The sequence below is a fragment of the Nonomuraea sp. NPDC023979 genome, assembly GCF_040639085.1.
Lineage (GTDB): Bacteria > Actinomycetota > Actinomycetes > Streptosporangiales > Streptosporangiaceae > Nonomuraea > Nonomuraea ceibae.
In genome coordinates this window covers 395,532-421,288 of the sequence record NZ_JBEZZG010000003.1, presented here as the reverse complement: position 1 = coordinate 421,288, position 25,757 = coordinate 395,532, and the positions used below count along the sequence as shown (strand labels likewise).

Below are 25,757 nucleotides of genomic sequence, written 5' to 3'. Positions count from 1 at the left end.
TGTTCTAGAAGGAGGTCATGTGGCTGGACTTCGGCTCCCCGACGAGCTCGCCGAGCGGGCACGGGGCATCATCGCCGGGCAGGTCGACCCGGCCCCGGCGCGGGACGCCGCCACGGTGGCGATCCTGCGCCCGGGCCGGCCCGACGGCGTCCAGGCCTACCTGCTGCGCCGCAAGGCCACGATGGCCTTCGCCGCCGGGGCGTACGTCTTCCCCGGCGGCTCCGTCGATCCGCGCGACACCGACCAGGCCGTGGCCTGGGCCGGGCCGTCGCCCGCCGAGTGGGGGCGGATCTTCGGAGCCGGCGAGGCGGTGGCCAGAGGGCTGGTGTGCGCCGCCGTGCGGGAGACGTTCGAGGAGTCGGGCGTGCTGCTCGCGGGCGCCGGGCCCGATTCGGTGGTCGCCGACACGACCGGTGACGGGTGGGAGGCCGACCGGCTGGCGCTCATCGACCGCAGCCTGTCCTTCGCCGACTTCCTCGACCGGCGCGGCCTGGTGCTGCGCTCCGACCTGCTCAAGCCGTGGGCGCACTGGATCACGCCGGAGGTCGAGACCCGGCGCTTCGACACCCGCTTCTTCGTCGCCGTGCTCCCGGAGGGCCAGCGCACCCGCGACGTAGGCGGCGAGGCGGACCAGGTGGTCTGGCAGCGCCCCGCCGACGCGGTCGCGCTGGCCGACCGGGGAGAGATCTTCCTGATGCCGCCCACCCGCCAGACGCTCGCCGAGCTGGCCGGGCACGACGGCGTGGAGTCGGTGCTGGCCGAGAAGCGGGAGATCGTCACGATCATGCCGAAGGTCGTGGAGGTCGACGGCGAGTGGCGGCTGGTGACCGGATGAGCGGCCTGCACATCCCGATCGGCGGCCCCGACGGGTCCCGTACGGACCACGCCGAGAACCTGCTCGCGCCCAACCCGTCGGCGATGACGCTCGACGGCACCAACACGTGGGTCATCGGCGGCCAGGACGAGGTCGTGGTCGTCGACCCGGGCCCCGGCGACGAGGGTCACCTGTTGCGCGTCCGCGACCACCTGGGCGGGCGCCGGGTACGGGAGATCCTGCTCACCCACGGCCATTTCGACCACAGCGGCGGCGCCCGGCGCTTCGCCGAGCTCGTCAGGGCTCCCGTACGCGCCCTCGACCCCCGCCACAGGCTGGGCGAGGAGGGCCTGGCCGACGGCGACGTGGTGACCGTGGCCGGGCTGGAGATCCACGTGTACGGGACGCCGGGGCACTCGTTCGACTCGCTGTGCTTCTGGCTGCCGGCCGACCGGGCGATGCTGACCGGCGACACCGTGCTGGGCCGGGGCACCACGATCATCGCGGGCGACGGCGGGCTGGCCGACTACCTGCGCAGCCTCGACCGGCTCAGGGCGGTGGCGGAGAGCCTGGAGGCGCGGGCGCTGCTGCCGGGCCACGGGCCGGTGCTGCCGGACCCGATCGGCGCGCTCGACGGCTACATCGCGCACCGGCGCGAGCGCCTGGACCAGATCAGGCAGGCGCGGGAGCAGGGCGCGCGCACGCCGAGGGAGATCGTGAAGATCGTGTACGCGAACGTCGACCGGTCGCTGTGGCCCGCCGCCGAGCTGTCGGTGCGGGCCCAGCTCGACTATCTGGAGCGGTTGTAGAGCCGGTCCATGTCGAGGATCACCACGGCCTTGGCCTCGATGCGCAGCCAGCCGCGCTGCGCGAAGTCGGCCAGCGCCTTGTTGACCGTCTCACGTGAGGCGCCGACGAGCTGGGCCAGCTCCTCCTGCGTGAGGTCGTGGTGGACGCGCAGACCGTCGTCGGTCTTGGTGCCGAACCGCTCGGCCAGGTCGAGGAGCTGCTTGGCCACCCGGCCGGGCACGTCGGTGAAGACCAGGTCGGCCAGCACGTCGTTGGTGCGCCGAAGCCGCTGGGCGAGCGCGCGCAGCAGGTGGAGCGCCACCTCGGGGCGGCCGGTCAGCCAGGGCCGCAGGTCGTCGTGGCCGAGCCCGGCCAGCCGGACGTCGGTCAGCGCGGTCGCGGTGGCGGTGCGCGGGCGCGGGTCGAACAGCGACAGCTCGCCGAACATCTCGCTCGGGCCGAGCACGCTCAGCAGGTTCTCGCGCCCGTCGGGGGAGGTGCGGGACAGCTTGATCTTGCCGTCGAGGACGACATAGAGCCGGTCGCCCGTCTCGTTCTCGTGGAAGAGCGTCTGTCCCTTGGACAGCTGCACCTCGGTGATGCTCGTCCGCAACGCCGCTGCGCTCTCGCGGTCGAGCGCGGCGAACAGAGGGGCTTTGCCCAGCACTTCTTCCGTGTTCACGCGTCCTCCTCTGCTGCCATTGTGACTCACCCCACTGCATGCGGCACACATAGGTTACTCGTACCCTTTCGTGCGCCTGACCTTCGGCTGCATTCAGGCACAGACGCGGGCTTATCCCCAAAAGAGGGGATCTATCACCATCGTCAGCTCTCCCGAGCCCGTCCTGGGCGTACCGGCACGCGGCGGTGTCGCGGAGACATACCCTTTCCGGCATGGCGACGAATGTGGCGGGTGCCCGCAGGCGCAGGCCCGAGACACGACTGGGCCTGGTGCGCAGGGCCCGCCGGATGAACCGGATCCTCGCCGAGACCTACCCCGACGCCCACTGCGAGCTCGACTTCGACAACCCCTTCCAGCTCCTGGTCGCCACCGTGCTGTCGGCGCAGACCACCGACGTGCGGGTCAACCTGACGACGCCCGCGCTGTTCGCCAAGTACCCGACGGCCGACGACCTCGCGGCGGCCGACCCGGAGGACCTGGAGGCGATCATCAAGCCGACCGGCTTCTACCGGGCGAAGGCGCGTTCGCTGCTCGGGCTCTCGGCCGGGCTGCGCGACAGGTTCGGCGGCAAGGTGCCGAAGAGGCTCGACGACCTCGTCACCCTGCCGGGCGTCGGCCGCAAGACCGCCAACGTGGTGCTCGGCAACGCCGTCGACCCCGAGACCGGCGAGCCGTTCGGGGTGCCGGGGCTCACCGTCGACACGCACTTCCAGCGGCTGGTCAGGCGGTTCGGCTGGACCGAGGAGACCGACCCGGTCAAGATCGAGCACGTCGTGGGCGAGCTGATCCCCAAGCGGGAGTGGACGGTCTTCTCCCACCGGATCATCTGGCACGGCCGCCGCATCTGCATCGCCCGCCGGCCCGCTTGCGGCGTCTGCCCGCTCGCCGCGCTCTGCCCCTCCTACGGCACCGGCCCCACCAGCGCCGAGGAGGCCCAGAAGCTCGTCCGGCCCGGCCCGTTCTCCTGACCGGGAAGTCCCCGGAGGCTCGGTGTGTTGGAGGTTGCGTGACCCACGTCCCCGCATGGCTGGACCACCTCGCGGCCAAGGCCGTACGCACCCCTGTGCCCGAGCGGATGCGCCCGCCGGGCGAGGGCGGGCGTGAGGCGGCGGTGCTGATGCTGTTCGGCGAGGGCCCGCTCGGCCCCGACGTGCTGCTCATCCAGCGCAGCATGCGCGGGCGCAGGCACGCGGGCCAGCCGGCCTTCCCCGGCGGGGGCGTCGACCCCGGCGACGGCGGCCCGGTCGGCGCGGCCCTGCGCGAGGCCGAGGAGGAGACCGGGCTCGACCCGCGCGGCGTGCGCGTGCTGTGCACGATGCCCGAGCTCTACCTGTCCCACAGCGACAACCGGGTGACCCCGGTGCTCGGCTGGTGGCACACCCCGTCGGCGGTGCACGCCGCCTCTCCCGACGAGGTCGACTCCGTCGAGCGGGTGCCCGTCGCCGAGCTGGTCGACCCGGGCAACCGGCTCACGATGCGGCTCTCGCAGGAGATGGCCGGCCCGGCGTTCCGGGTGCGCGGGATGCTCGTGTGGGGGTTCACCGCGGTGGTGCTCGACTCGGTGCTGCGCGTGGGCGGCCTGGAGCGGCCGTGGGACGCGACGCGCGTGGAGGACATCCCGCCGGAGGTGCTAAACCTCACGGCCCGTGGTTAGCGCGAAGCCGAGCGCGGCCCAGCCCGCCACGTCGGCATCGCTGTCGGCGGTCAGCCGGCGCAGCGTGTCGAGCCCGGTCCGGTCCGGCGGGTCGCCCAGCACGTGCTGGAGCGCGTAGGCCGCGCCGTACCTGACGCGCGGGTCGTGGTGCCCGGCCAGGTCGATCACCGACGGCAGCGAGCGCGGGTCCGCCAGGTGGCCGAACGCGATCAGCACCGAGTAGAGCACCATGACGTCGTCCTCGCCCGCCGCCAGGAAGCGCAGCACGGGCAGCGTGCGGTCCACGTACGCGGCGAGCATGCCGAGGATGTCGACGCCCAGCAGCCGCTCGGTGACGGAGTCGGCCGCGCACAGCCGCCGCGCCTCGATGAAGCACTCCAGGTCGCCCCGCTCCCGAAGGGCGGAGATCACCTGCCAGCGCACCTGCCCGTCGGGGTCGGGGTCGTCGAGAGCTGCGTCGATGAGATCTCTGACCGGCGGCATAGGGATCAAGGTAACCCGCAGGGTGACGCCGTCCTGGCGGAAGACGTGCACACTTGACCGTATCCCTGGTTAGCTTTGAAGGGTGCGCGGCGATCTGCTTGACCTCATATTGATTGGCCTCGTGATCGCCTTCGGCGTCTCGGGCTACCGGCAGGGCTTCATCATAGGCGTCACCAGCTTCGTCGGGTTCGTGGGCGGGGCGCTGCTCGGGGTGTTCATCGCGCCGCCGATCTCCAAGGCGATCGTCGACGGCGACACCCCGCAGGCGCTGCTCGCCATCGTGATCGTCTTCCTCGCCGCGACGATCGGGCAGTTCGCCTCCTCGACCATCGGGGCCGTGGTGCGCAGCCACGTCACCTGGGAGCCCGCCAGGGTCGCCGACGCGGTCGGCGGCACGTTCGCCAGCGCGCTGTCGGTGCTGGTCATCGCCTGGCTGATCGGGTCGCTGGTCGTCTCCACCTCCTTCACGCCGCTGGTCGACCAGGTCAGGCAGTCACTGCTGCTCACCACCATCGACGACGCCATCCCGCAGTCGGCGCGCAACTGGCAGCAGCCGTTCAAGAAGCTCATCGACCGTTCGGAGTTCCCGCCGGTCTTCGACGCCATCGGGGCGGGCTCGTTCGTGGACGTGCCGCCGCCCGCGCAGAGCGTGCTGCAGGGCGAGCGGCTGGCGCGCGCCCAGCGGGCCATCGTCAAGGTGCAGGGCAACGCCGAGAGCTGCAACAAGCACATCGAGGGCACCGGCTTCGTCTACGCCCGCGACCGGATCATGACCAACGCGCACGTGGTCGCCGGCGTCACGCGCGACCTCCAGGTGATCGACCACCGGTCGCGGCGGCACAAGGCGACCGTGGTGCGCTACAACCCGAGCCGCGACATCGCGGTCCTCTACGTGCCGGGGCTCAACCTGCCGCAGCTCGCCTTCGACGGCACCGCCGAGAAGGGCGACAACGCCATCATCGCCGGCTATCCCAAGGGCAAGGGCTTCACCGCCGAGGCGGCCCGCATCCGCAACCAGCTCGACGCCGAGGGGCCCGACATCTACCGCTCCTCCAACGTCACCCGGTCGGTCTACGCGGTGCGCGGCAAGGTGCTGCCGGGCAACTCCGGCGGGCCGCTGCTCACGGCCGACGGCCGGGTCTTCGGCGTGATCTTCGCGGCCGCGATCAGCCAGGAGGAGACCGGCTACGCGCTGACCGCCGCCGAGGTCAAGCCCGACGCCGACCAGGGCCGCACCGACACCTCGCCGGCCAACACCCAGAGCTGCGACTGACCCCTGCTCCCCGCCGGGGCTTTCGTTCGGCATGCCCTCATGTTAATGTCCATCACATTGTGAATGTCCATCACATGGGGGTCGGCATGAAGACACGTACGCTCGGCACGACCGGCATCGAGATCAGCCCCATCGGCCTGGGGTGCATGCAGTTCACCGGCGGCCGGTCCGTGGCGAAGTACATCGTCCGCGACATCGGCCAGGAGACCGTCACCGCCGTCGTCGGCGCCGCCCTCGACGGCGGCGTCACCTGGTTCGACACCGCCGAGATGTACGGCGGCGGCCAGTCGGAGCGCATGCTGGCCACCGCGCTCAAGGAGTGCGGCATCGCCCCCGGCGAGGTCACCGTCGCCACCAAGTGGCCGCCCCTCGGCCGCACCGCCGGGCACATCGGCCGCAGCATCGGCAGCCGCCTGCGCCACCTCGGCGGCCACCCGATCCACCTGTACCAGATCCACATGCCCACCGGCAGCCTGTCGAGCATCCCCGCCCAGCTCAGGGCCATGGCAGCGCTGCAACGCGCCGGCAAGGTCCGCCACGTCGGCGTCAGCAACTTCTCCGCCCGGCAGATGGAGCTCGCCCACCGGGTCCTCGCCCAGGAAGGCGTCACGCTGGCCGCAAACCAGGTGCGGATCAACCTGCTGCACCGCAACGTCGAGCGCGACGGCGTGCTCGACACGGCCCGCCGCCTCGGCGTCACGCTCATCGCCTACTCGCCCCTGGAAGGCGGGATCCTCACCGGCCGCTTCCACGACGACCCCGCCCGGGTCAGGGACCTGCCGCCGATGCGCAGGGTGTTCGGCCACAGCCGGCTCACCGCGAAGGGCCTGGCGCGCACCGCGCCGCTCATCGCCGCGATGAAGGACCTCGGCCGCGCCCACGGCGTCTCACCCGCCCAGGTGGCGCTCAACTGGCTGATCACCCACTACGGCGAGACCGTGGTCGCGATCCCGGGCGCCTCCAGGCCCGCCCAGGCCGCCGAGGCCGCCGGCGCGATGGCCTTCGAACTGGACCGGGCCGAACGCGACCTCCTGGACGAACTGTCCCGGCCGCTAACCTGAGGGGATGCCCCGGACCACCAAACGCGACCGCTACCACCACGGCGACCTGCGCGCCGCGCTGATCGACACCGCGGTCGAGCTCATCGCCGAGCACGGTGTCCAGGGCTTCTCCCTGGCCGAGGCGAGCAGGCGGCTCGGGGTCGCCCCCAGCGCCCCCTACCGCCACTTCGCCGACCGCGACGAGCTGCTGCTGGCCGTGGGCGTGCGCGCGGGCGAGCGGCTGGTCGCCGCCGTCACCGCCGAGAGTCGCGGCACCACGCCGGAGCAGCGGCTCGTCGGCGTCGCCAGGGGCTACGTGCGCTTCGCCGCCGGGCACCCCGCACTGTTCGAGGCGCTGGCCGGGCCGACCTTCTCCGCCGTCGCCGCCCCCGAGCTGGAGCACGCCGCCCGGCCCGTCAAGGAGGCGTTCCACGACGCCGCGCTCGCCCTGTCGGGCGGCGACCGGCCCACCGCCGAGACGCTCGGCGTCGCCGTGGCCGCCGTCGCCCACGGCTACGCCGGGCTGCTGCGGCTGGGCATGTTCGGCACCGGCGACGAGGCCGTCGGCATCGCCGTCGACCGGGCCGCCGACGCCACGCTCGCCCTGCTGGCCGGGCGCGCGGCGCTCACCGGCCCGGCAACGACTCCAGGATCAGGCTGACGGCCGCCGCCGGGTCGCTGTCGTGGCCCAGGCCCGACGCCGCCCGGCCCACCGCGTCGTACGGCTCGCCGAAGCCCTGCACGCGCGCCGCGCCGCGGGCGAACAGCGTCAGCGCACCCCGGCCGTTGCCCCGCTGCAGATGGGTCAGGCCCACGCAGATCTGCGCCAGCCCCTGCCACAGCTCGCGCTCCTCCTCAGGCGCGCACTTCCAGCGCCCCTCGAACACCTCGTGCGCGTTGAACGGCAGCCCCTCGGCCAGGAACCGGCGGCCGTCGGCCAGCGCCTGCTCCGTGCTCGGCGCGTAGTCGTCGGGCACCCGGGCCACGCCGGGCGAGCCGTAGGGGAGCGGCCTGCCGTACTCGTCGCGCGGCCTGGCGTTGCGCGGCCGGCCCTCGGGGTCGCGGTCTCTCATCGGTCGGGCTCCGGATCGGCCAGCCAGCCGAGCAACTCCGTGTCGAACACGTCGGGAATCTCCTCGTGGGGGAAGTGGCCCGCCCCTTCGAGCAGCCGCCACCGGTACGGGGCCGCCACGTAACGGCTCGACCCCTGCGCCGTCCGCGGCAGGATGCACCGGTCGAGCGCGCCGTGCAACTGCAGGGTGGGGGCCTCGATCTCGGTCCGCATGGCACGCGCGTAACGCAGGCCGTCGGGCCGTAGCTGCGAGCGGCCGAACCAGCGGTGATACTCCAGCGCGCAGTGGGCCACGGCCGGGATCCGGAACGCCTCGCGGTAGGTCCGCGAGACGTCGGCGTCGGGCCAGTTCGGCCCCGACCAGCCGTCGAGGAGGCTGCCGACCAGCGCCGCCTTCTTGCGGGTCAGCCTGCGCTCGGGCAGCAGCGGAAGCTGGAAGCCGAGCACCCGGCTCGACCTGAGCTGGCCGAACGGGTCGGTGAGCAGCGAGTTGCGCAGCCGCAGCGGATGCGGCGCCGACACCGTGACGAGCCGGCGCACGCACTTCGGGTCGAGCACCGCCATCGTCCAGGCCAGCAGCCCGCCCCAGTCGTGGCCGACGACGATCGCGCCGGTCTCGCCCAGCGCCCGGATCAGCCCGGTCGCGTCGGCGGCCAGCGTCGGCAGGTCGTAGCCGCGCGGCGGCTTGTCGCTGCCGCCGTAGCCGCGCAGGTCGACCGCGACGGCGCGGTAACCCGCGGCGGGCAGCGACGCCAGCTGGTGCCGCCACGTCCACCAGAACTGCGGGAACCCGTGCAGAAGCAGCACCAGCGGCCCGTCACCGGCCTCCACGACGTGGAACCTGGTGCCGCCCGCGTGGACCGCCCGGTGCTTCCACGGCCCCTCGATCCGGACGACCGCCTCGTCAGGTGCCATCTCGGCTCCCCGCCGGCAGCTCCTCCGGTGAGGCGATCTCCTTCAGTCCCTTGAGCGATCTGGCGGTCCGCTTCATGCCGGCCAGGCCCTTGAGCCGGCGCACCCCGATGAACACCAGCAGCCCCGCCACGAGCAGGTAGAACACGGTCACGATGAGGAACGCCGCCCACTTGGGCAGCCACTGCTCCAGCACGTAGGCGATCGTGAACGAGGCGAGGATCAGGCACAGGTGTGCCATGAACGCGGCGGCCGCGAACAGCCCGCCCGCCATGCCCACCCGCTTGGCGTCGAACCGGAACTCGGCCTTGGCCAGCTCGATCTCGGATCGGACCAGGGTCGAGATGTGGTTGCTCGCCTGGGCGACCAGCGAGCCCAGGGATTCTTCCTCGGGAGTCTGCGGCATGAACGTCTCCTATCGAGGCCTGGTGGCCGTGTCAATCATCATCCAGTGCGCTGCGGCGCTCGCGCACCCGGGTGTGCAGCAGCACCGCTGCCAGGACGGAGGCGATGACGCTGGCCGCGAGGATCCCGGTGGTCACGGCGGTTGCCCGTTCCTGATCGGCACCATAGGCCAGATCGCCGATCAGCAGCGACACCGTGAACCCGATCCCGGCAAGCAACGACACCGCCGCCATGTCCCGCCAGCGCAGCTCCTGCGACAGCCTCGCCAGCCCCAGCCGCACTGCCAGCCAGGCACCGCCGAACACCCCCAGGAACTTGCCCACCACGAGCCCCGCAATCACTCCCAGAACTACCCGATCGGAGAACATAGCGCCGAGGCTCTCGGCGTCGAGCTTCACCCCTGCCGACACGAACGCGAACACCGGCACGGCCAGGCCCGCCGAGATCGGCCGGATGTAGTGGTCGGCGGCCTCGGCGGGGGAGCGCTCCTCGCTGTCGCGGGCGTGCACCCGGGTCAGCAGGCCGAGCGCGACCCCGGCGACGGTCGCGTGCACGCCGCTCTGCTCGACGGCGTACCAGGCGGCCACGGCCAGCGGCAGGTGGATCCAGGGCGTGCGTACGCCGCGCCGTTGCAGGACGCCGTACACGCCGATCAGCGCCGCTCCGGCCAGCAGCATGGGCAGGTCGAGATGGTCGGTGTAGAAGGCCGCGATGATGGTGATCGCGCCGAGGTCGTCCACCACGGCGCAGGTCAGCAGGAACGCGCGCAGCGCGGCGGGCATGGCGCTGGCCGTGACGGCGAGCACGGCGAGCGCGAAGGCGATGTCGGTGGCTGTGGGAATGGCCCAGCCCCGCCCCGCACCGGGAGCACCCCAGCTCACCAGCAGGTAGATCGCGGCGGGGACGACCATGCCGGCCACGGCGGCGAGCACGGGCAGCGCGGCCTTGCGCGGGCTGGCCAGCTCGCCGTGGACGAACTCCTCCTTGACCTCCAGCCCGGCGACGAAGAAGAAGATCGTCAGCAGGCCGTGCTGGGCCCACTTGTAGATCTCCATCCCGGCGATCTCGGTCTTGACCAGGCCGGTGTAGGAGTCGAGGGAGACGTTGGCCCACACCAGTGCGGCGACCGTGGCGGCCAGCATGACGATGCCGCCCAGCGTCTCGGTGCGGAGCGCCTCGGTCAGGGTGCGGGCATAGCGGATGGTGGGTGTGAAAGGCCACATATCGGTGGCACGGCGCACGTGAAAGCCCTCTCGAAGGTCAGGTCAGGGGGAACGGCTCCCCATGACGCCGACCCGACTTCCCGGCACACCAGACACCCACCCTACCCGGCCACATGTCCCGAAATTTCGGGACATGTGGCCATACGGGTGATTAGTCCTCAGATTTTGCGGACGGGAGCTTCTCCGAGATGAGGTTCATCACCGTGCTGTCGGCGAGCGTCGTGACGTCGCCGATGCTCCGGTTCTCCGCCACGTCACGCAGCAGCCGGCGCATGATCTTGCCCGAGCGGGTCTTCGGCAGCTCGGGCACCACCAGGATCTGGCGCGGCTTGGCGATCGGGCCGAGCGTCCTGGCCACGTGGTTGCGCAGCTCGGCGGCGATGTCGTCGTTCTCCTCGACGCTGCCGCGCAGGATCACGAACGACACGATGGCCTGGCCGGTCACCGGGTCGGTCGCGCCCACCACCGCGGCCTCGGCCACCTTCGGGTGGCTGACCAGCGCGCTCTCCACCTCGGTGGTGGAGATGTTGTGGCCCGAGACGAGCATGACGTCGTCGACGCGGCCCAGCAGCCACAGGTCGCCGTCCTCGTCCTTCTTGGCGCCGTCGCCGGGGAAGTACATCCCGTCGAACCGGCTCCAGTAGGTGTCGATGTAACGCTGGTCGTCGCCCCAGATCGTGCGGAGCATGGCCGGCCACGGCTCACGTACGACCAGGAAGCCGCCACCGCCGTCGGGCACGCTGTTGCCCTGGTCGTCCACCACGTCGGCGCTGATGCCCGGCAGCGGGCGCATCGCCGCGCCGGGCTTGGCCGCGGTGACGCCCGGCAGCGGGCTGATCATGATCGCGCCCGTCTCCGTCTGCCACCACGTGTCGACGACCGGGCAGCGGTCGCCGCCGATGTGCTCGCGGTACCACACGTACGCCTCGGGGTTGATCGGCTCGCCCACCGAGCCCAGCACGCGCAGGCTGGACATGTCGAACTTGGCGGGGATCTCGTCGCCCCACTTCATGAACGTCCGGATCGCCGTCGGCGCGGTGTAGAGGATCGTGACCTTGTACTTCTGGACGATCTCCCAGAACCGGCCGCGGTGCGGGGTGTCGGGCGTGCCCTCGTAGATCACGCTCGTCGCGCCGTTGGCGAGCGGGCCGTACACGATGTAGGAGTGCCCGGTCACCCAGCCGATGTCGGCCGTGCACCAGTAGATGTCGGTCTCGGGCTTGAGGTCGAAGCAGGCGTCGTGGGTCCACGCCGTCTGCGTCAGGTAGCCGCCCGTCGTGTGCAGGATGCCCTTCGGCTTGCCGGTCGTGCCGCTGGTGTAGAGGATGTACAGCGGGTCCTCGGCATCATGCGGGACCGGCGTGTGCTGGTCGCTCTGACGGTCGACGACGTCGTGCCACCACTTGTCGCGCTCGTTGAACGCGACCTCCTCGCCGGTGCGGCGCACCACCAGGACGTTCTCCACCTGCGGGCACTCGGCCACGGCCTCGTCCACCGTCGGCTTGAGCGCCGACGGCGCGCCACGGCGGTAGCCGCCGTCGGCGGTGACCACCAGCTTGGCGTCGGCGTCGTGGATACGGCTCTTCAGCGCCGCCGAGGAGAAGCCGCCGAACACCACCGAGTGGATCGCGCCGATGCGCGCGCACGCCAGCATCGTGATCGGCAGCTCGGGGATCATCGGCAGGTAGACGGCCACCCGGTCGCCCTTGCCCACGCCCAGCTCCTGCAGCGCGTTGGCCGCCTTGGAGACCTCCCGCTGCAGGTCGGCGTAGGTTAGCGTGCGGGAGTCGCCCTCGGGCTCGCCCTCCCAGTGGTAGGCGACCTTGTCGCCGCGCCCCGCCTCGACGTGACGGTCGACGCAGTTGTACGCGACGTTGAGCTCACCGCCGACGAACCATTTGGCGAACGGGGGCTCCCACTCCAGCGTGGTGTCCCACCGCTTGGCCCAGGTCAGCCGCTCGGCAGCACGCTCCCAGAACCCGAGGCGGTCGGCCGCCGCCTCGGCATAGGCGGCGGCGGTCACGTTAGCGGCCGCTGCCAGGTCGGCCGGTGGTGCGAACCGGCGGTTCTCCTGCAGCAGGTTGGACAGCGCCTGGGGCTCGTTGCCAGGGGTTTCCGGGGCCACCTCGTGCTCCTTCTATGGCCAGATTGGTTAGGTCGTGTCCCACTTCACCAGCTCACGCCCACCTACCACAAGAGGTCTAGACAGGTCCGTACCGTCGGATGGATTTTTATCTTCGCGCGTGACAATAGCAACTGAAACGTTGTCATCTCGAAATCCGTAAATTATGGAACGGGACACGGCCCAGGGTTTATGGGTCCCCCTCTTAGAACGACGCCCGGCGGCCACGGGTAGTGTCGGGTTCCGTGAGTGACCCATTGGCCGTCATCGCGGGGTTCCCCGGCGTGCCCGAAGCCGTCGACGCCGCCCGCCAGGCCGTCGACCGGCTCTACCGCCACCGCGTCCTGCGGCGGGCCAGCCCGGCGGTCTCCGCCGAGTCGTCGCTGCGCGGCGCCCGCGCCTCCGCCGCACTCGAAGGCGTCGACGTGCCGCTCGACGCCCTGCGCAAGGACGAGGTGCACGACCCCGTCGTCCAGGGCGCGCTGCGCGCCTCCGCAGAGCTCGGCCGCCTCGGCCCCACCTGGCGCACCGCGCCCCGGCAGGTCCTGGCCCGGCTGCACACCGTCGCCGCCGCCGGCCTGACCTCCGACGAGCTCGGCCGCCCGCGCCCCGGCGACGACGCCCCCGACCCGCTCGGCCTCGGTCCCGCCCCGAGCGCCGCCGCTGCCGTCGTCCGGATGGACAGCCTCTTCGACCTGCTCGCCGGCCCCACCAAGGCCCCCGCGCTGGTGCTCGCCGCCGTCGTGCACGCCGAGCTCGCCGTCCTGCGCCCGTTCGGCTCGGCCGACGGCGTCGTCGCCCGCGCCGCCGAACGACTCACGCTCGTGGAGTACGGGCTCGACCCGAAATCCCTGGTCGCCGTCGAGGTGGGACACCTGGACCAGCCGTACGCCGAGGCCCTGCGCGCCTACCTGACCGGGACGCAGGAGGGGGTGTCGCAGTGGATACAGCAGTGTGCCTCCGCGGTCACCCTGGGCGTACGCGAGACGACCGCCGTCTGCGAGGCCATGCAGCGAGGCTGACATAGCTGACGGCGTCCCAGTCATGAGACGCCGTCTGCCGTGCATCACACCGGGTTACCAAGCGTGCACCTGAATTCGTCGGATCGGGTCAAGCCCGTCTCGACACGCCTCCCGCGGCTGGTCGCGCGTGGGTGCCCGGCTGATGCACCCGGACAAGTGGTCCGTGACACCTTTGTACGTCGGATCCGCCCTGATGGGAAGCCCTCGGTCCAAGACCTTTACCCGGACCTGAGGCTCCCGGCGCGCCCTCGCCGGTCATCCCGCCTCGACCGTCCGGTTACCAAGCCGTGACGATCACTCTGAGTGATCTCCTTTATGTGATCGTTATGTCGTGGCGAAAAAACTTGGCGAAAATGCGAGATTGCTCCTCGACGAAACTCGAGTCCATCGGGCAGCATACGGTGGTATCACCAGAAACTTGCTCGGCTGTGCACGGGATTGGTTTCCAATGCCTTGCCATGCTCTGGTCAAGTGATGAAAGCTTTCTTCTGAAACGGGCCCGGCTCTACCCCCCCGGAGCCGGACCGGTACGGCGACCCCCGCTCTCCCCCCCGGCGGGGGTCGCCTCTTTTCCTCCCCATCCCCGCCCGGTCGGCGCGCTGTCATCCCGACCTGTGCACGCCGCGACCGTGGCCATCCCCAGCCTGTGCACCGGTGCGGCCTGTCGCCATCGGCCCGCTGGGCGCCCAGCCCGCCGAGGGTCCCCCCGTCCGCCCGCCGCGCTGTCACGCCCGGCCTCCCGTCACGTCGTCGCGCCCGGCTTGCTCCCCCGCCTGTCGCGCCCGGCCCGTCCGGGCCGCTCGGCCCCGCCCGGCCGCTCGGCCCGTCCGCAGTGCCCCGGCTTGCCCGTCGCGCCCTGCCCGCCGGTCGTCCAGCCAGCCATTCCAGCTCCCGGCTACCCCCAGCTCCCGGCTACCCCCGGCTGCTGGTTATCCCCAGGCTGTGCACCGTCATCGCCCGTTATCCCCAGAACCACGTTCGCTTCCGCGCGGCCACCCCCGCCGGGCGCAAGGTGGGTCCTCCCCGAACCGACAGGGAGGCCCGATGCCCCGCCCACTGGTCATCTCCGAAGACCGCGACCTGCTCGACGACCTGGTCCGCATAGCCGCCGCAGCCGGCGCCCAGCTCGACGTCGCCCACGTCCCGTCCCACGCTCGCCCGTTCTGGAGCCAGGCCCCGCTCGTGGTCATCGGCGCCGACCTCGCCGAAGCCGTGGCCGCCGCCTCACCCCCGGCCCGCGACCAGGTCCTCCTCGTCACCCGCGACCCGGACGACCCCGACACCTGGCGGCGCTGCGTAGCCGCCGGAGCCCAGGCCGTCGTCGCCCTCCCCGCCGACGAGCGCCACCTGGTCGACCGGTTCGCCGACGCGATGGAGCCCGAGCCTCGCGCCGGTGCCGTCGTGTCGCTGATCGGCGGCAGGGGCGGCGCGGGCACCAGCGTCCTGGCCGCCTGCCTGGCCCTGCGCGCCTCCCACGACCACCTGCGCACCCTGCTCGTGGACGCCGATCCGCTGGGCGGCGGCCTCGATGCCGTCCTCGGCCAGGAGGAGACCCCGGGAGCCCGCTGGGCCGACCTCGTCGCCCGGCAGGGCCGCATCAGCCCCCGCGCCCTGCGCGCCGCGCTGCCCGCCTTCGGCGACCTGGCCGTGCTCTCGTTCCACCGGGGCGAGATCCGCCCCATCCCGGCCGAAGCCATGCGCTCGGTCCTCGAAGCCGGACGCCGCGGCTTCGACCTCGTGGTCGTCGACCTCCCGCGCCACCTCGACCCGTCCGCCGTGGAAGCCCTCGGCAGATCCGATCGCACCCTCCTGCTGACCCCCGCCGACGTGCGCGGCATCCTGGCCGCCGCCCAGGTGCTCGGCCAGACCCGTCGCCACACGGCCGACATCCGCGCCGTCATCCGCCCCGGCGTGGTCGACGACGCCACGGCCACCGCCTCCCTCGGCATCCCCCTGGCCGGCCGCCTGCCCGACCAGCCCCGCCTGACCACCACCCTCAACCGCGGCGAACTACCCAAGCTCGGCCCCCGCACCGCCCTGGGCACCCTCTGCACAGCCCTCCTCCACGACCTGCTCCCGACCCCCAGGAACGAGGACGCCGCATGACCCCCGAAAAGCCCCCCGCGCTGCCCCGCGATCTGCCCCGCGGGGTGTCCCAGGACATGGCCCGCACCGCCTCCCGGGAGCTGCCTCACGCCGTCTCCCGGGACATGCCCCGCACCTCCTCCGGAGACGCCCGCGACCTGCCCCGCGCCGTCTCTCCCGACCTCGTCGAAGCCGTCCGGGTCCGCCTCGCCCGCGCCGGCGTGGAACCAACCGCCGCCCAGGTGGCCGTCGCCCTACGCGCCGAGAAGTCCGTCTACGGTGACGCCGAAATCCTCGCCGTCGCCCGCGCCCTGTGCGCCGACCTCATCGGCGCAGGCCCCCTGGAGCCCCTCCTGACCGAGCCCGACGTGACGGACGTCCTGGTCAACGGCCCCCGCGAGGTCTGGGTCGACGACGGCAAAGGCCTGCGCCTCACCTCGGTCACGTTCACCGACGACGGCGCCGTCCGCAGGCTCGCCCAGCGCCTCGCCGCCGCCGCGGGCCGCCGCCTGGACGACGCCTCACCGTACGTCGACGCCCGCCTGACCGGCGGCGTACGCCTGCACGCCGTCCTCCCGCCGATTGCCTCCGGCGGCACCAGCATTTCCCTACGGCTGCCGCCCCGCCGCACCTTCACCCTCGACGACCTGGTGTCGGCCGGCACGATCACCCCCGAGGCCGTCCCCCTGCTCACCACCTTGGTGTCGACCAGACGCGCCTTCCTCGTCACCGGCGGCACCGGCACCGGCAAGACCACCCTCCTGTCCGCCCTCCTCTCCCTGGCCGACCCCGGCGAACGCCTCCTCCTCGTCGAAGACTCGGCCGAGCTCCGCCCCCTTCACCCGCACGTGCTGCGCCTCGAATCCAGACCGGCCAACCTCGAAGGCGCCGGCGGTGTCGGCCTGCGCGACCTCGTCCGCCAGGCCCTCCGCATGCGCCCCGACCGCCTGGTTGTAGGAGAGGTACGGGGTGCCGAAGTCGTCGACCTGCTGGCCGCCCTCAACACCGGCCACGAGGGCGGCTGCGGCACCCTCCACGCCAACAGAGCGGCCGACGTCCCACCCCGGCTCGAAGCGCTCGGCTGCGCGGCGGGCCTCACCCGGGAAGCCGTACACAGCCAACTGGCCGCGGCCCTCGACGTCGTCATCCACCTCACCCGCGGCCGAGGCGACGGCAAACGCCGCGTCTCGGAAATCTGCCTGCTGTCCAGGTCTCCGAACGGCCTGGTCGAAGCCATCCCTGCCGTCACCTTCACCCCCGACGGCCGCCCCCACCCAGGCCCCGGCTACCCCGCCCTGACCACCCCACCACCCACATGACCCCCCACCCTCCAACCAGAACCAGAAACGGCCTCCCAACAGGCACCGGCCCCAGAACCGGCGACACGGCTGGCACCAGCCCCAGGACCGGCCGCACAACAGGCACCGGCCCCAGAACCGGCCTCTCAACCGGAACCGGCACCAGGACCGGCGCAGGGATGACCGGTATGCCGCCCTCCAAGGCAACCCCCGCAAGCAGCGCGCCCATGATCGAAGCGCACGTCTCCCCCTCCCCGTCCACCGCCGGTGCGCCCACGTCCGAGGACAGCACCCCCGGCTGCAACACCGCGCCGCGCATCGCCGCAAGCGAACCCATCGCCGCCTTTGAACCCGTCGCCGAAGCCCCGCTCTGGAGATCGCGATGACGGCCGCTCTGGTGGCGGCGTCCCTGATAGCCACGGCCGTCTGGCTGTGGACCGGCCCCGACGTCGCCACCCTCCGCCTGACCAGGCTCACCGCCCCACAGACGAACCCCGGGCGACCACCGCTCGGCCAACTCCTGCGCCGCACCAGCCAAGCCCGCCGCGCCGACGCCTGGCGGCGCGCCTCCATAGAGCTCTGCCATGCCCTCTCCGCCGAACTGTCGGCCGGCTGTACCCCCGGTGAGGCCCTGACCCGAGCCATCACCGCGGTCGACCTCCCCGACCCCGAGCCCTTCCGCCCGGTTCTCGCCGCCGCGAGGGACGGCGGCGACGTATCGGCGGCCCTGTTGTCAGCAGCCCCCGCCCAGGGCGGTGAGGGCCTGCGCCGCCTGGCCGCCTGCTGGGACGTCAGCATCACCGTGGGCGCCGGCCTGACCGCCCTCGTCGAACGCGTCGCCGCCACCCTGCGCACCGCCCAAGCCCACCGTCAGGACGTGGCGGCCCAACTCGCCGGCCCCCGCGCCACGGCCAGAATGCTGGCCGTCCTCCCCGCCCTGGGCCTTCTCATGGGCGTTGCCCTGGGCATGCACCCCCTCGATTTCCTCCTCGGCGGCATCCCCGGCCTGCTCTGCCTGGCAGCCGGCATCGCCCTGGACGCCTGCGGCCTGTGGTGGACCCACCGCATGGCCACCCGAGCAGCCGACTCCTGAGCCCGACACAGTGAGGACGTAGATGCTGGAGCTCCTCGCCGCCTGCTGCGCCGCCTCAGCCGCCTGGCTGTGGACCGCACCAACGACCACCACCCAACGCCTGGCCACCCTCCTCCCCGAACCCGCCAATCCCCACCAAGCCCACCCACCCCCGGACGAGCCCCCAACCCCTTCCTGGCTGACCCCCACCCTCCCCAAACGCCCCCTGACCGGCCGCACCCTCACCTCCGCCGCCTGCCTGGGTCTGCTCACAGCCCTGCTGGTCGGCGGCATCCCAGGCATCCTGACGGCAGCGTTCGTCACCCCGGTGGCCGCCGCCGTACTCCACCGAAAGGAACCCCCAGAGCTCCAACGAGACCGCCACCGCATAGCCATCGACCTGCCGTTCGCGGCCGACCTCATGGCGTCGTGCCTGCTCGCGGGTCAACCGGTCAGCGCCGCCACGGAGATCGCCGCCACCGCGATAGGCGGCCCACTGGGAGACCGCCTGACCTGGGTGAGCGTTCAGCTGCGCCTCGGCGCAGACCCCGAACCCACCTGGGCCTTCCTCGCCCGCGATCCGGCCACGGCGCAACTCTCCAGGGCGATGAGCCGAGCCGCCCAGAGCGGCGCCCCGGTGGCCGACGTACTGACCCGCCTCGCCGACGACGCCCGCGAATCATCCCGAGCCGCCTCGGTGGCCGCGGCCCGCAGGGTCGGCGTCAAGGCAGTGGCGCCCCTGGGCCTCTGCTTCCTACCGGCCTTCGTCCTGCTGGGCATCATCCCCGTCGTAGCCGGCCTCGCGACCAGCATCGTCCTCCCCTGATGACCCAGCACACGACAACCACCGGCATCCCCACAGTCCGTCGCTCTTGCGCCACCCGGCGATGGGGCGGTCCGAAGCCGTGGCAGCGGGCATGAGCCAGGCGTGCAACGGGTGGCCCCGCCACGGTCGGCGTACATTCCGACCTGTTGGCCGGAGGTTTCGACGCCGGGACGGAAGGATCACTTCTCCAGCGCCTTGGCGGCCTTTCTCAACCGCTTCAACGACGCCGCTTCCATCTCGGCCGGAACCCGCCAGATGTCCGTACCACCCATGAGGGCGTAGACGCGCACCCGTACGAGCGGCGCTCCCGTGCGCGGCGGCTGGCGGCTGCCCCGCTGGTCGTGCCCGCCCATCAGCGAGAACCCGGTGACCTCCAGGTCGATGCTGTCCGGCACGTAGATGTCGAAGCCTCCCATGACGGCGATGGCGGTCAACGTGACCTCTTCGCCTTCGATCTCCGCGCCGCGCAGGTCGATGTCGCCGCTGCCCATCAGGGACAGCGCCGTGACGCGGCGTCCCGCTCGCCATCGGCCCACCTTGGCGAAGCTGCCCATCACGGATACGAGCCACCGCGTCGCCTTCCTGCGCGCCGGCGGCTGGTCGGTGCCGGTCGGCAGATCGCGGGTGAGCGTCTGCAGTTCGCCCATGGTCCTGGCGGAGTGGGCGTGCTCGATGCGTTCTTCCAGCTCCGCCAGCGTCAAACGACCCTGCGCGGCCTGCTCGCTCAACAGGTCGATAACCGAATCACGCTCGGCATCAGAAGCCCTGACCGAAAGATGCGAGTCATCTGACATCGGGCGCTTCCTTCCGTCGCCAAGGCCGGGCCGCCTTTTGAGCTTAACTTCCCGCGTATCTCCACGCCTTGGCCAACGGACTACGGACCACTCAAATCGCCCTAACCGTCCCGCTGGAGCTCCCTGTCGGCCCAGTTACACGCCGGGCGCGCGATATCCACAGCCCGGGACAACCGAATCTCCGGCAATCCCCAGAACGCCATTCGGCCCGCAATCGCAGGCCCCTCCTGAGCGACGCTTGCACCCGGCAACGCCGGTCCCACCTCACTCCGGCACCGAGCACCTGGAGGCAAAATGCGCGTCCCCACTCCCGACGAGACCCCAGAGACCGCCCCCATCACCACCACTGACCACAGCAACTCCGGATGGTGGGCCAGCCGCTGGTCCCGCTGCACCGGCCCTCTACGAGACCGGGGCATGTCCACGGCCGAGTACGCCGTCGGCACGATCGCCGCCTGCGCGTTCGCCGCACTCTTGTTCAAGGTGGTCAGCAGCCCCGAAGTGCAAGAAATGCTCTCCAAGCTCATAGACCAGGCGCTCAACACCAACGGATGACCAGGTCCGCCTCCAACCGTGGGAGCCGGTCAGCATCGCGCGGCTCGGTCACCGCCGAGACCGCCGCGATGCTGCCGGCCCTCATGATCGTCCTGGCCGCCGCACTGTGGGCCATCCACGCGGTCACCGTCCACCTGGAGTGCGTCGACGCCGCCCGTACGGCAGCCAGGGCCGCTGCCCGAGGCGAGCCACTCGACCAGGTACGCGCCCTCGTCCACTCGGCTGTCCGCCCCTCAGCCCTCGTAGACATAACGCGCAACGCAGACCAGACCTCCGTGAAGATCTCGGTGGACGTACGCCCCCCGTGGGGCCCCGCCCTCCCGGCGGTCCCCGTAACGGCATCAGCCACAGCCACCACAGAACCCTGACCCTCGCCCCATCGCCCCAGCAGGGAGGAAGGACGACATGCCCGCCCAACGCGCCGACCGAGGCTCAGCCACGCTCTGGGGTGTGGCCCTCATGGCCCTCCTGATGGCCGTGGCCACCGCCTTCGCCATAGTGGGCGCCGCCCGCGTTGCCCGCCACCGCGTCAACGCCGCCGCCGACCTGAGCGCCCTGGCGGCGGCCAAACTCGCCCTGATCGACCCCGAATCCGCCTGCACCCACGCCGAGACGGTGGCCTCCCAGAACGGCGTCCACCTGGCGAACTGCACGATCACCGGCCAGGTGGCGGACGTCTGGACCTCACTCCAGATCACGCTCCCCGCCCTCGGCCCCCGCACCCTCACCGGCAGAGCCAGAGCAGGCCCCGCCCCATGAATCCGTCGCTTACGTGCCCCCGCGTCCTTAGAGCCTTATCCGGCGCTGCCAGAGCGTGCGGGCTTCGGCCATGTGTTTGGGCCTAGCGATTTGGTTATTTCTGCGCCCCAAAATCTTTCGAATTATGGAAGATCGCAAAAGTCGTCAGGTTCAGGTGTTTGTTATATCCAGCGCTTCATGCGGCCTATTCACTGCTCCCCAACACGGCCCGTTGGAGCGTGACGGAGCGGGCTCTTGGTAACTCATAGTCACACGATGACGGGAGGCCGCGGAGCTTATCGTTCAAGGGACGATTAAGCCGCTACGCGCCTCGCCCGCAATACGTACTCCGAGTCAGGAACTGAGGAGGGTGCCGAGGAGGCGGAGGGCGCCGCGTTTGTCCAAGGGGTCGTTGCCGTTGCCGCACTTGGGGGATTGGATGCACGACGGGCAGCCGCGTTCGCATTCGCAGGAGGCGATGGCTTCACGGGTGGCAGTGAGCCAATCGGTGGCGCGGGCGAAACCGCGTTCGGCGAAACCGGCGCCGCCCTCGTGCCCGTCGTACACGAACACGGTGAGCAGGCCGGTGTCGGCGTGCAGTTCGGTGGAGACGCCGCCGATGTCCCAGCGGTCGCAGGTGGCGAAGAGGGGGAGGAGGCCAATGGCGGCGTGTTCGGCGGCATGGGCGGCGCCGCCCAGGTCGAAGCCGTCCTCGGCCAGGGTGGTCACCACGGAGGCGGGAAGCGTCCACCAGACCGCGCGGGTGCGCAGCGTGCGCGGCGGCAGGTCGAGGGGCTCGTCGCCGAGCATCTCGCCGGATTGGAGGCGGCGCTTGAGATAGGAGACGACCTGCCGGGTCACCTCCACGTCGCCGAAGTGAAGGGTGCCGGGCCCCAGTGGCTGGGAGCGCAGCGTGGCGAGGATGGAGATGTCCGTAATGTCGCGGGCGAACGTGGAGTAGTCAGGTTCGGAGCGCGAGACCAGCGCCACGCCGGCTTCCAGGTCCAGGAGCTCCACCAGGTACGTCTCGCCCTGGTGGAGATAGATGGCGCCGGTGTGGACGGTGGTGTGCGAGGACGGCTCGTCCACGCTGCCCAGCAGGCGGCCGGTCGACGACTCCACCACGTGGATCGGCGCACCGCCGCCGCCCCGGATGTCGGCCAGGTCGGTGGCGCGCTCGCGCTTGGTCCAGAACCATCCGGCGGGCCGGCGGCGCAGCAGCCCGTCGGAGACCAGGGTGTCGAGGACGTCCGCCGTGGTGTCGCCGAACAGCGACAGGTCGTCGTCCGTGAGCGGGATCTCGGCGGCGGCCGCGCACAGGTGAGGGCCGAGGACGTACGGGTTGCCGGGGTCCAGCACGATCGCTTCGACGGGCTGGCCGAACAGGGCTTGGGGGTGGTGAACGAGGTAGGTGTCGAGGGGGTCGTCGCGAGCGATGAGCACGGCGAGCGCGTCTCTGCCGTCGCGCCCGGCCCGGCCCGCCTGCTGCCACAGGGAAGCCCGGGTGCCCGGCCACCCGGCGATCAGCACGGCGTCCAGGCCGGACACGTCCACGCCCAGCTCCAGGGCGTTCGTGGTGGCCAGGCCCATGAGGGTCCCGGAGCGCAGGGCCTTCTCCAGGAGCCTGCGGTCCTCGGCCAGGTAACCCGCCCGGTACGCGGCGACCTTCTCGGGAAGAGCGGCCCAGTCGGTGGTCTCGGGAAGCGCCCAAGACAACGTGTCCGAAGGCGCCGCTACCCGGTCCGGATTCGGGTCCGGGGATCCGTCCTGGTGCCCGTCCCGGCCCTGGTGCCCGTCCCGGCCCTGGTGCCCGTCCCGGCCCCGGTATCTGTCCCGGCCCCGGTATCTGTCCTGGTGCTGGGCCTGGTCCGCGTCCTGGTCCCGGTATCCGTCCGAGGCTTGGTCCGCGTGCTGGCCCTCGTGGGCGCTGGCGCCGGGTCCTGGCCGCTCCTCGGGCCTGGCGTTGAACTCACGGCTGGTGTCGTGGCCCTGGTCGAGGTCGGGAGTAGAGGTGGCGCTCTGGCCCGGGGTGGAGCTGAAGCCAGGGGAGGGGTCGGGGCCTCGGTCGGGGGCGGGAGCGGGGGTGGGGTCGAGGGCGGGGGTGGGATCGAGGTTGGGGGCGGGGTCGTTGGTGGGGGTGGGCTCAGGTCCGGTGTGGGCGGCGGTGTTAGGGGTGGCGAGGTGGGGGTGGGTGGCGGAGAGGGAGAAGGCTACGTCGGCGAGTTTGGCGCGGGCCGTGAGGGCGACCGTTTCGGCGCCGCGTCGCGAACGGACGAAGGCGAGGGTGCGGACGTCGGCGAGGACCAGGTCCGCGAGCAGGTCCGCGGCCTCGGCCGTGGCGGTGCGGCGGACGGGGGCGCCGCCCTCACCGCGCAGCTCCGTCAGGGGCGGCTCCCACAGCGCGATGGTGGTCGCGCCCTTGGGCGAGCCGTCCTCGGTCACCTCGGCCATGTCGAGCCCCGTGAGCCGCTTGGCGAACGTTCCCGGCTCGCTGGCCGTGGCCGAGGCGAGCAGGAACGCCGGGCGGCTGCCGTAGCGGGCCGCGATGCGGCGCAGGCGGCGCAGGATCTGCGCGACGTGGGAGCCGAACACGCCCCTGTAGCCGTGGCACTCGTCGACGACCACGAGCCGCAGCCGCCGGAAGAACGACGACCACTGCGCATGCCGGGGCAGGATGCTCCGGTGCAGCATGTCAGGATTGGTCAGGACGTAGTTGGCGTGCTTGCGCACCCACGTACGTTCCTCGAACGGCGTGTCACCGTCGAAGCAGGCCGCGCGCACCTGGGTGATGTGCAGGTCGCGGAGACTGCGGAGCTGGTCGGCGGCCAGCGCCTTGGTCGGCGTGAGATAGAGGACGGTGCCGCCGTCGAGACATGAGGCGACCGCCGGGGTGAGGTACGCGAGCGACTTCCCGGACGCCGTTCCTGTGGAGATGATCACGTTTAGGCCACGGTGAGCCAGGTCGGCCGCTTCGTACTGATGTGACCAGAGCCCCGCCACGCCCCGGTTCGCCAAGCGCGTAACCAGGACTTCCGGCGCCCATTTCGGCCATCCCACTTGACCCGCTTGACGTGCTGGAACATGCTCCACATGGGTGACACGCTCATGACGTGCGGGAACTCCGAGCAGGTGTTGGAGGAGTGGACCCGTTCGGTGTGGGGAGGAAGCGGAGGAAGTCACTGTTTCCAGTCTGCGTCCGTGGGCAAAGTCGCCGGGAATCGTGATTTCGTATAGACACAAGCCAGACGCGTGGTTGAATGCCGCGCGTCAGGGTCCGACAGTCGGGAGCCCCGCTCCAGACTGCCAGGCCCGCAAGAGTACTTTCGCAGGCGAGGCGCTGGAGGATCTGTGGATCTGAAGTTGGATCACCACAACGAGGACCGACTCACCATCGTCGAGGTCGAGGGTGAGATCGATGTCTACACGGCGCCGAGATTGCGTGAGCTTCTCATCGACCTGGTGAACAAGGGCAACTTCCACCTTCTCGTCAACATGGAGAAGGTCGACTTCCTCGACTCGACCGGTCTTGGCGTCCTGGTCGGCGGGCTCAAGCGGGTCCGCGCCCACGACGGCTCCCTTGAGCTGGTGTGCACCCAGGAGCGCATCCTCAAGATCTTCCGGATCACCGGTCTGACCAAGGTCTTCGGGATCTACGCTTCGGTCGACGAGGCCAAGGAAGCTCACGGCAAAGACAAGTAGATGGCCACTGTCGAGCTGACGTTCAGCGCTCTTCCCGCGCATGTGCGGACCGCCCGGCTGGTCGCGACCGCGATAGCCCGGCGCACCGGCGTGGAGGAGTCCCTGCTGGACGAAGTCAGGCTCGCCGTGGGTGAGGCGTGTTCCCGGGCGGTCGAGGCGCATCGCGTCCACTGCCCGGGCGAGCCCATCCGCATCGAGCTCCGAGACGATTCCGGGCGTTTCGAGGTCACGGTCAGCGACCAGGCGCCCAGCGACGAGATCAAACAGGAACAACCCCTCGATCTGGGCATGCTCTCCGACTCGTTCATGTCCGGCTTCGGCATCGCGGTCATCGCGGGCCTGGCGGACGACGTCGAGGTCTTCCCCAGCCCCAAGGGCATGCGCATCCGCATGAGCTGGCCCGCCGTGGCCAACGGCCGAACCGGCTGACCACCCACCCCCTCCCGCGCACCCCCAACGCGAGGGAGGGGCAGGGCGTTCATCGATTCCAGCCTGGCCCCCATGTCTGCCTGGATCGCATCGCCGTGCTTGCCGGCCTCCCGTGGCACTTGAGGCCGTCCCTCGGCCCTCTCCCGCGTGGGGATGGGCGGGGTGCTCTCCCGCGCCCTCCGCCCTCCGCCCGGCCTGAGCGGCGTACGGTCCCGCCTGTGATGTACGGCGCGATGTACGGGGTATCGGAGCCAGGCAGGCGGTGCGTGGGCGTCCGATGCCTCGACCCTCCGCCTCCGGCCCTCCGGCCCTCCGGCCCCCCGCCTCCGACCCCCCGGCCCCGACCCCCCGGCCCCGACCCCCCGGCCCCGACCCCCCGGCCCCGACCCCCCGGCCCCGACCCCCCGGCCCTCGGCCCCGGCCTCCGACCCCCCGGCCCCCGGCCCCGGCCCCCGGCCTCCGGCCCGCGCCCTGCCGTGGGCTGTGCAGGAGCGTCGGTACGGGTGCCATGCGGTCGGGGCCGCCGCGAACCGCAGGGGAGAGGCGAAGGCGGGCTCCGTGCCGATCCGGCGAAGGCGGTGAACGGGGACGGGCGCAGGAGGCTGCCGCAAGGGCGTGACACCTGCGAAGCGAGTGAACGGGCGTTGTGGCTAGCCCGCCGCCCGGACTGGGCAGCCGGTGGGGTGGCCACGCGAGGTGGCTGGCGGGGTCGGCCTGCGAGACGGCCGGGGGTGGCCATGCGAGGTGGCTGGCGGGGTCGGCCTACGAGA

At 71.6% G+C, this 25,757-nt stretch carries 28 protein-coding genes; 18 read left to right on the top strand and 10 right to left on the bottom strand.

Annotated features, from left to right (window positions below):
- Nucleotides 1-19: 19 nt before the first annotated feature.
- Together AB0G11_RS08545 and AB0G11_RS08540 are read left to right on the top strand one after the other, a co-directional pair.
- Entirely contained in the window at nt 20-835 is an 816-nt protein-coding gene (locus tag AB0G11_RS08545; RefSeq protein WP_219499386.1) for an NUDIX hydrolase, read from the top strand.
- Entirely contained in the window at nt 832-1,623 is a 792-nt protein-coding gene (locus tag AB0G11_RS08540; RefSeq protein WP_357584761.1) for an MBL fold metallo-hydrolase, read from the top strand. Before AB0G11_RS08545 ends, AB0G11_RS08540 begins: the two co-directional genes overlap by 4 nt.
- Here the strand turns inward: AB0G11_RS08540 and AB0G11_RS08535 are convergent.
- Nucleotides 1,605-2,336: a Crp/Fnr family transcriptional regulator gene (locus AB0G11_RS08535; protein ID WP_219499392.1), complete on the bottom strand. Its 732-nt coding sequence runs from the start codon at nt 2,334-2,336 to the stop codon at nt 1,605-1,607. The two genes, AB0G11_RS08540 and AB0G11_RS08535, sit on opposite strands and share 19 nt — an antisense overlap.
- 161 nt (nt 2,337-2,497) lie before the next feature.
- Between AB0G11_RS08535 and nth the strand changes: the two genes are divergently transcribed.
- Both nth and AB0G11_RS08525 read left to right on the top strand, forming a co-directional pair.
- Nucleotides 2,498-3,253, top strand: a complete 756-nt coding sequence (gene nth, locus AB0G11_RS08530) for an endonuclease III (protein WP_357584759.1) — start codon at nt 2,498-2,500, stop codon at nt 3,251-3,253.
- Nucleotides 3,254-3,291: 38 nt separating this feature from the next.
- The gene (locus AB0G11_RS08525) at nt 3,292-3,939 is read left to right on the top strand and encodes a CoA pyrophosphatase (protein WP_308125573.1); all 648 of its coding nucleotides are present in this window, start codon (nt 3,292-3,294) and stop codon (nt 3,937-3,939) included.
- Here the strand turns inward: AB0G11_RS08525 and AB0G11_RS08520 are convergent.
- Nucleotides 3,916-4,422 carry a HEAT repeat domain-containing protein gene (locus tag AB0G11_RS08520; RefSeq protein WP_219499397.1) on the bottom strand — a complete coding sequence of 169 codons (507 nt, stop codon included), beginning with the start codon at nt 4,420-4,422 and terminating at the stop codon, nt 3,916-3,918. The two genes, AB0G11_RS08525 and AB0G11_RS08520, sit on opposite strands and share 24 nt — an antisense overlap.
- Before the next feature lie 82 nt (nt 4,423-4,504).
- Here AB0G11_RS08520 and AB0G11_RS08515 point away from each other — a divergent pair, with 82 nt between their 5' ends.
- From AB0G11_RS08515 to AB0G11_RS08505, 3 genes are all read left to right on the top strand, one after another.
- Nucleotides 4,505-5,695, top strand: a complete 1,191-nt coding sequence (locus AB0G11_RS08515; protein WP_219499400.1) for a MarP family serine protease — start codon at nt 4,505-4,507, stop codon at nt 5,693-5,695.
- Nucleotides 5,696-5,781: 86 nt separating this feature from the next.
- Nucleotides 5,782-6,756, top strand: coding sequence for an aldo/keto reductase (locus AB0G11_RS08510; RefSeq protein ID WP_219499402.1), 975 nt, complete (start codon nt 5,782-5,784; stop codon nt 6,754-6,756).
- Between the two features lie 4 nt (nt 6,757-6,760).
- Nucleotides 6,761-7,396: a TetR/AcrR family transcriptional regulator gene (locus tag AB0G11_RS08505; protein WP_219499404.1), complete on the top strand. Its 636-nt coding sequence runs from the start codon at nt 6,761-6,763 to the stop codon at nt 7,394-7,396.
- Here AB0G11_RS08505 and AB0G11_RS08500 read toward each other — a convergent pair.
- The 5 genes from AB0G11_RS08500 to acs form a co-directional block, all read right to left on the bottom strand.
- Nucleotides 7,362-7,808, bottom strand: a complete 447-nt coding sequence (locus AB0G11_RS08500) for a DUF309 domain-containing protein (RefSeq protein ID WP_219499406.1) — start codon at nt 7,806-7,808, stop codon at nt 7,362-7,364. The two genes, AB0G11_RS08505 and AB0G11_RS08500, sit on opposite strands and share 35 nt — an antisense overlap.
- Nucleotides 7,805-8,722, bottom strand: a complete 918-nt coding sequence (locus AB0G11_RS08495; protein WP_219499407.1) for an alpha/beta hydrolase — start codon at nt 8,720-8,722, stop codon at nt 7,805-7,807. The genes AB0G11_RS08500 and AB0G11_RS08495 overlap by 4 nt, the downstream gene beginning before the upstream one ends.
- On the bottom strand, nt 8,712-9,125 hold the full coding sequence (locus AB0G11_RS08490; RefSeq protein WP_219499409.1) for a phage holin family protein: 414 nt from the start codon (nt 9,123-9,125) through the stop codon (nt 8,712-8,714). The genes AB0G11_RS08495 and AB0G11_RS08490 overlap by 11 nt, the downstream gene beginning before the upstream one ends.
- 31 nt (nt 9,126-9,156) lie before the next feature.
- Nucleotides 9,157-10,347 (bottom strand): Na+/H+ antiporter NhaA, encoded by a 1,191-nt coding sequence (gene nhaA / locus AB0G11_RS08485; protein ID WP_246643630.1) that lies wholly within the window; start codon nt 10,345-10,347, stop codon nt 9,157-9,159.
- 151 nt (nt 10,348-10,498) lie between these two features.
- Complete coding sequence (gene acs / locus AB0G11_RS08480) at nt 10,499-12,472, bottom strand: acetate--CoA ligase (protein WP_357584757.1); 1,974 nt, start codon at nt 12,470-12,472, stop codon at nt 10,499-10,501.
- Between the two features lie 242 nt (nt 12,473-12,714).
- Between acs and AB0G11_RS08475 the strand changes: the two genes are divergently transcribed.
- Nucleotides 12,715-13,491 carry an oxidoreductase gene (locus AB0G11_RS08475; RefSeq protein WP_357584755.1) on the top strand — a complete coding sequence of 259 codons (777 nt, stop codon included), beginning with the start codon at nt 12,715-12,717 and terminating at the stop codon, nt 13,489-13,491.
- A gap of 742 nt (nt 13,492-14,233) precedes the next feature.
- Here AB0G11_RS08475 and AB0G11_RS08470 read toward each other — a convergent pair.
- A complete protein-coding gene (locus tag AB0G11_RS08470) occupies nt 14,234-14,374 on the bottom strand; it encodes a hypothetical protein (RefSeq protein WP_357584753.1) in 141 nt (46 codons plus the stop codon).
- 161 nt (nt 14,375-14,535) lie between these two features.
- Here AB0G11_RS08470 and ssd point away from each other — a divergent pair, with 161 nt between their 5' ends.
- The 5 genes from ssd to AB0G11_RS08445 all read left to right on the top strand — a co-directional run bounded on the left by ssd (nt 14,536) and on the right by AB0G11_RS08445 (nt 18,772).
- Nucleotides 14,536-15,597: a septum site-determining protein Ssd gene (ssd, locus tag AB0G11_RS08465; protein ID WP_357584751.1), complete on the top strand. Its 1,062-nt coding sequence runs from the start codon at nt 14,536-14,538 to the stop codon at nt 15,595-15,597.
- A gap of 104 nt (nt 15,598-15,701) precedes the next feature.
- On the top strand, nt 15,702-16,895 hold the full coding sequence (locus AB0G11_RS08460) for a TadA family conjugal transfer-associated ATPase (RefSeq protein ID WP_357584958.1): 1,194 nt from the start codon (nt 15,702-15,704) through the stop codon (nt 16,893-16,895).
- A gap of 206 nt (nt 16,896-17,101) precedes the next feature.
- Nucleotides 17,102-17,260, top strand: a complete 159-nt coding sequence (locus AB0G11_RS08455; protein WP_357584749.1) for a hypothetical protein — start codon at nt 17,102-17,104, stop codon at nt 17,258-17,260.
- Nucleotides 17,257-17,967 (top strand): type II secretion system F family protein, encoded by a 711-nt coding sequence (locus tag AB0G11_RS08450; protein WP_357584747.1) that lies wholly within the window; start codon nt 17,257-17,259, stop codon nt 17,965-17,967. Before AB0G11_RS08455 ends, AB0G11_RS08450 begins: the two co-directional genes overlap by 4 nt.
- 22 nt (nt 17,968-17,989) lie before the next feature.
- A complete protein-coding gene (locus AB0G11_RS08445) occupies nt 17,990-18,772 on the top strand; it encodes a type II secretion system F family protein (protein WP_357584745.1) in 783 nt (260 codons plus the stop codon).
- Between the two features lie 179 nt (nt 18,773-18,951).
- Here the strand turns inward: AB0G11_RS08445 and AB0G11_RS08440 are convergent, their stop codons facing one another.
- Nucleotides 18,952-19,566 (bottom strand): DUF1707 domain-containing protein, encoded by a 615-nt coding sequence (locus tag AB0G11_RS08440; protein ID WP_219499425.1) that lies wholly within the window; start codon nt 19,564-19,566, stop codon nt 18,952-18,954.
- A gap of 294 nt (nt 19,567-19,860) precedes the next feature.
- Here AB0G11_RS08440 and AB0G11_RS08435 point away from each other — a divergent pair, with 294 nt between their 5' ends.
- The 3 genes from AB0G11_RS08435 to AB0G11_RS08425 are packed head-to-tail and all read left to right on the top strand — an operon-like array spanning nt 19,861 to nt 20,880.
- On the top strand, nt 19,861-20,121 hold the full coding sequence (locus AB0G11_RS08435) for a DUF4244 domain-containing protein (protein WP_308125574.1): 261 nt from the start codon (nt 19,861-19,863) through the stop codon (nt 20,119-20,121).
- On the top strand, nt 20,118-20,489 hold the full coding sequence (locus AB0G11_RS08430) for a TadE family type IV pilus minor pilin (protein WP_357584743.1): 372 nt from the start codon (nt 20,118-20,120) through the stop codon (nt 20,487-20,489). Before AB0G11_RS08435 ends, AB0G11_RS08430 begins: the two co-directional genes overlap by 4 nt.
- A 37-nt stretch (nt 20,490-20,526) precedes the next feature.
- A complete protein-coding gene (locus AB0G11_RS08425; RefSeq protein WP_219499429.1) occupies nt 20,527-20,880 on the top strand; it encodes an Rv3654c family TadE-like protein in 354 nt (117 codons plus the stop codon).
- Between the two features lie 333 nt (nt 20,881-21,213).
- On the opposite strand, the gene AB0G11_RS08420 is transcribed toward AB0G11_RS08425, so the two are convergent.
- Nucleotides 21,214-23,799, bottom strand: a complete 2,586-nt coding sequence (locus tag AB0G11_RS08420) for a DEAD/DEAH box helicase (RefSeq protein WP_357584741.1) — start codon at nt 23,797-23,799, stop codon at nt 21,214-21,216.
- 408 nt (nt 23,800-24,207) lie between these two features.
- Here AB0G11_RS08420 and AB0G11_RS08415 point away from each other — a divergent pair, with 408 nt between their 5' ends.
- Nucleotides 24,208-24,558, top strand: coding sequence for an STAS domain-containing protein (locus AB0G11_RS08415; RefSeq protein WP_020542579.1), 351 nt, complete (start codon nt 24,208-24,210; stop codon nt 24,556-24,558).
- On the top strand, nt 24,559-24,987 hold the full coding sequence (locus AB0G11_RS08410; protein ID WP_219509553.1) for an ATP-binding protein: 429 nt from the start codon (nt 24,559-24,561) through the stop codon (nt 24,985-24,987).
- The last annotated feature ends 770 nt before the right edge of the window (nt 24,988-25,757 follow it).

Excerpts from the sequence above, each read along its gene's own strand:
- AB0G11_RS08540 (WP_357584761.1), top strand. The coding sequence starts at position 832 with ATGAGCGGCCTGCACATCCCGATCGGCGGCCCCGACGGGTCCCGTACG.
- AB0G11_RS08535 (WP_219499392.1), bottom strand. The coding sequence starts at position 2,336 with ATGTGTGCCGCATGCAGTGGGGTGAGTCACAATGGCAGCAGAGGAGGA.
- nth (WP_357584759.1), top strand. The coding sequence starts at position 2,498 with ATGGCGACGAATGTGGCGGGTGCCCGCAGGCGCAGGCCCGAGACACGA.
- AB0G11_RS08520 (WP_219499397.1), bottom strand. The coding sequence starts at position 4,422 with ATGCCGCCGGTCAGAGATCTCATCGACGCAGCTCTCGACGACCCCGAC.
- AB0G11_RS08510 (WP_219499402.1), top strand. The coding sequence starts at position 5,782 with ATGAAGACACGTACGCTCGGCACGACCGGCATCGAGATCAGCCCCATC.
- AB0G11_RS08505 (WP_219499404.1), top strand. The coding sequence starts at position 6,761 with ATGCCCCGGACCACCAAACGCGACCGCTACCACCACGGCGACCTGCGC.
- AB0G11_RS08500 (WP_219499406.1), bottom strand. The coding sequence starts at position 7,808 with ATGAGAGACCGCGACCCCGAGGGCCGGCCGCGCAACGCCAGGCCGCGC.
- AB0G11_RS08495 (WP_219499407.1), bottom strand. The coding sequence starts at position 8,722 with ATGGCACCTGACGAGGCGGTCGTCCGGATCGAGGGGCCGTGGAAGCAC.
- AB0G11_RS08490 (WP_219499409.1), bottom strand. The coding sequence starts at position 9,125 with ATGCCGCAGACTCCCGAGGAAGAATCCCTGGGCTCGCTGGTCGCCCAG.
- nhaA (WP_246643630.1), bottom strand. The coding sequence starts at position 10,347 with ATGTGGCCTTTCACACCCACCATCCGCTATGCCCGCACCCTGACCGAG.
- AB0G11_RS08470 (WP_357584753.1), bottom strand. The coding sequence starts at position 14,374 with ATGGCTGGCTGGACGACCGGCGGGCAGGGCGCGACGGGCAAGCCGGGG.
- ssd (WP_357584751.1), top strand. The coding sequence starts at position 14,536 with ATGCCCCGCCCACTGGTCATCTCCGAAGACCGCGACCTGCTCGACGAC.
- AB0G11_RS08460 (WP_357584958.1), top strand. The coding sequence starts at position 15,702 with ATGCCCCGCACCTCCTCCGGAGACGCCCGCGACCTGCCCCGCGCCGTC.
- AB0G11_RS08455 (WP_357584749.1), top strand. The coding sequence starts at position 17,102 with ATGATCGAAGCGCACGTCTCCCCCTCCCCGTCCACCGCCGGTGCGCCC.
- AB0G11_RS08450 (WP_357584747.1), top strand. The coding sequence starts at position 17,257 with ATGACGGCCGCTCTGGTGGCGGCGTCCCTGATAGCCACGGCCGTCTGG.
- AB0G11_RS08445 (WP_357584745.1), top strand. The coding sequence starts at position 17,990 with ATGCTGGAGCTCCTCGCCGCCTGCTGCGCCGCCTCAGCCGCCTGGCTG.
- AB0G11_RS08440 (WP_219499425.1), bottom strand. The coding sequence starts at position 19,566 with ATGTCAGATGACTCGCATCTTTCGGTCAGGGCTTCTGATGCCGAGCGT.
- AB0G11_RS08435 (WP_308125574.1), top strand. The coding sequence starts at position 19,861 with ATGCGCGTCCCCACTCCCGACGAGACCCCAGAGACCGCCCCCATCACC.
- AB0G11_RS08430 (WP_357584743.1), top strand. The coding sequence starts at position 20,118 with ATGACCAGGTCCGCCTCCAACCGTGGGAGCCGGTCAGCATCGCGCGGC.
- AB0G11_RS08425 (WP_219499429.1), top strand. The coding sequence starts at position 20,527 with ATGCCCGCCCAACGCGCCGACCGAGGCTCAGCCACGCTCTGGGGTGTG.
- AB0G11_RS08410 (WP_219509553.1), top strand. The coding sequence starts at position 24,559 with ATGGCCACTGTCGAGCTGACGTTCAGCGCTCTTCCCGCGCATGTGCGG.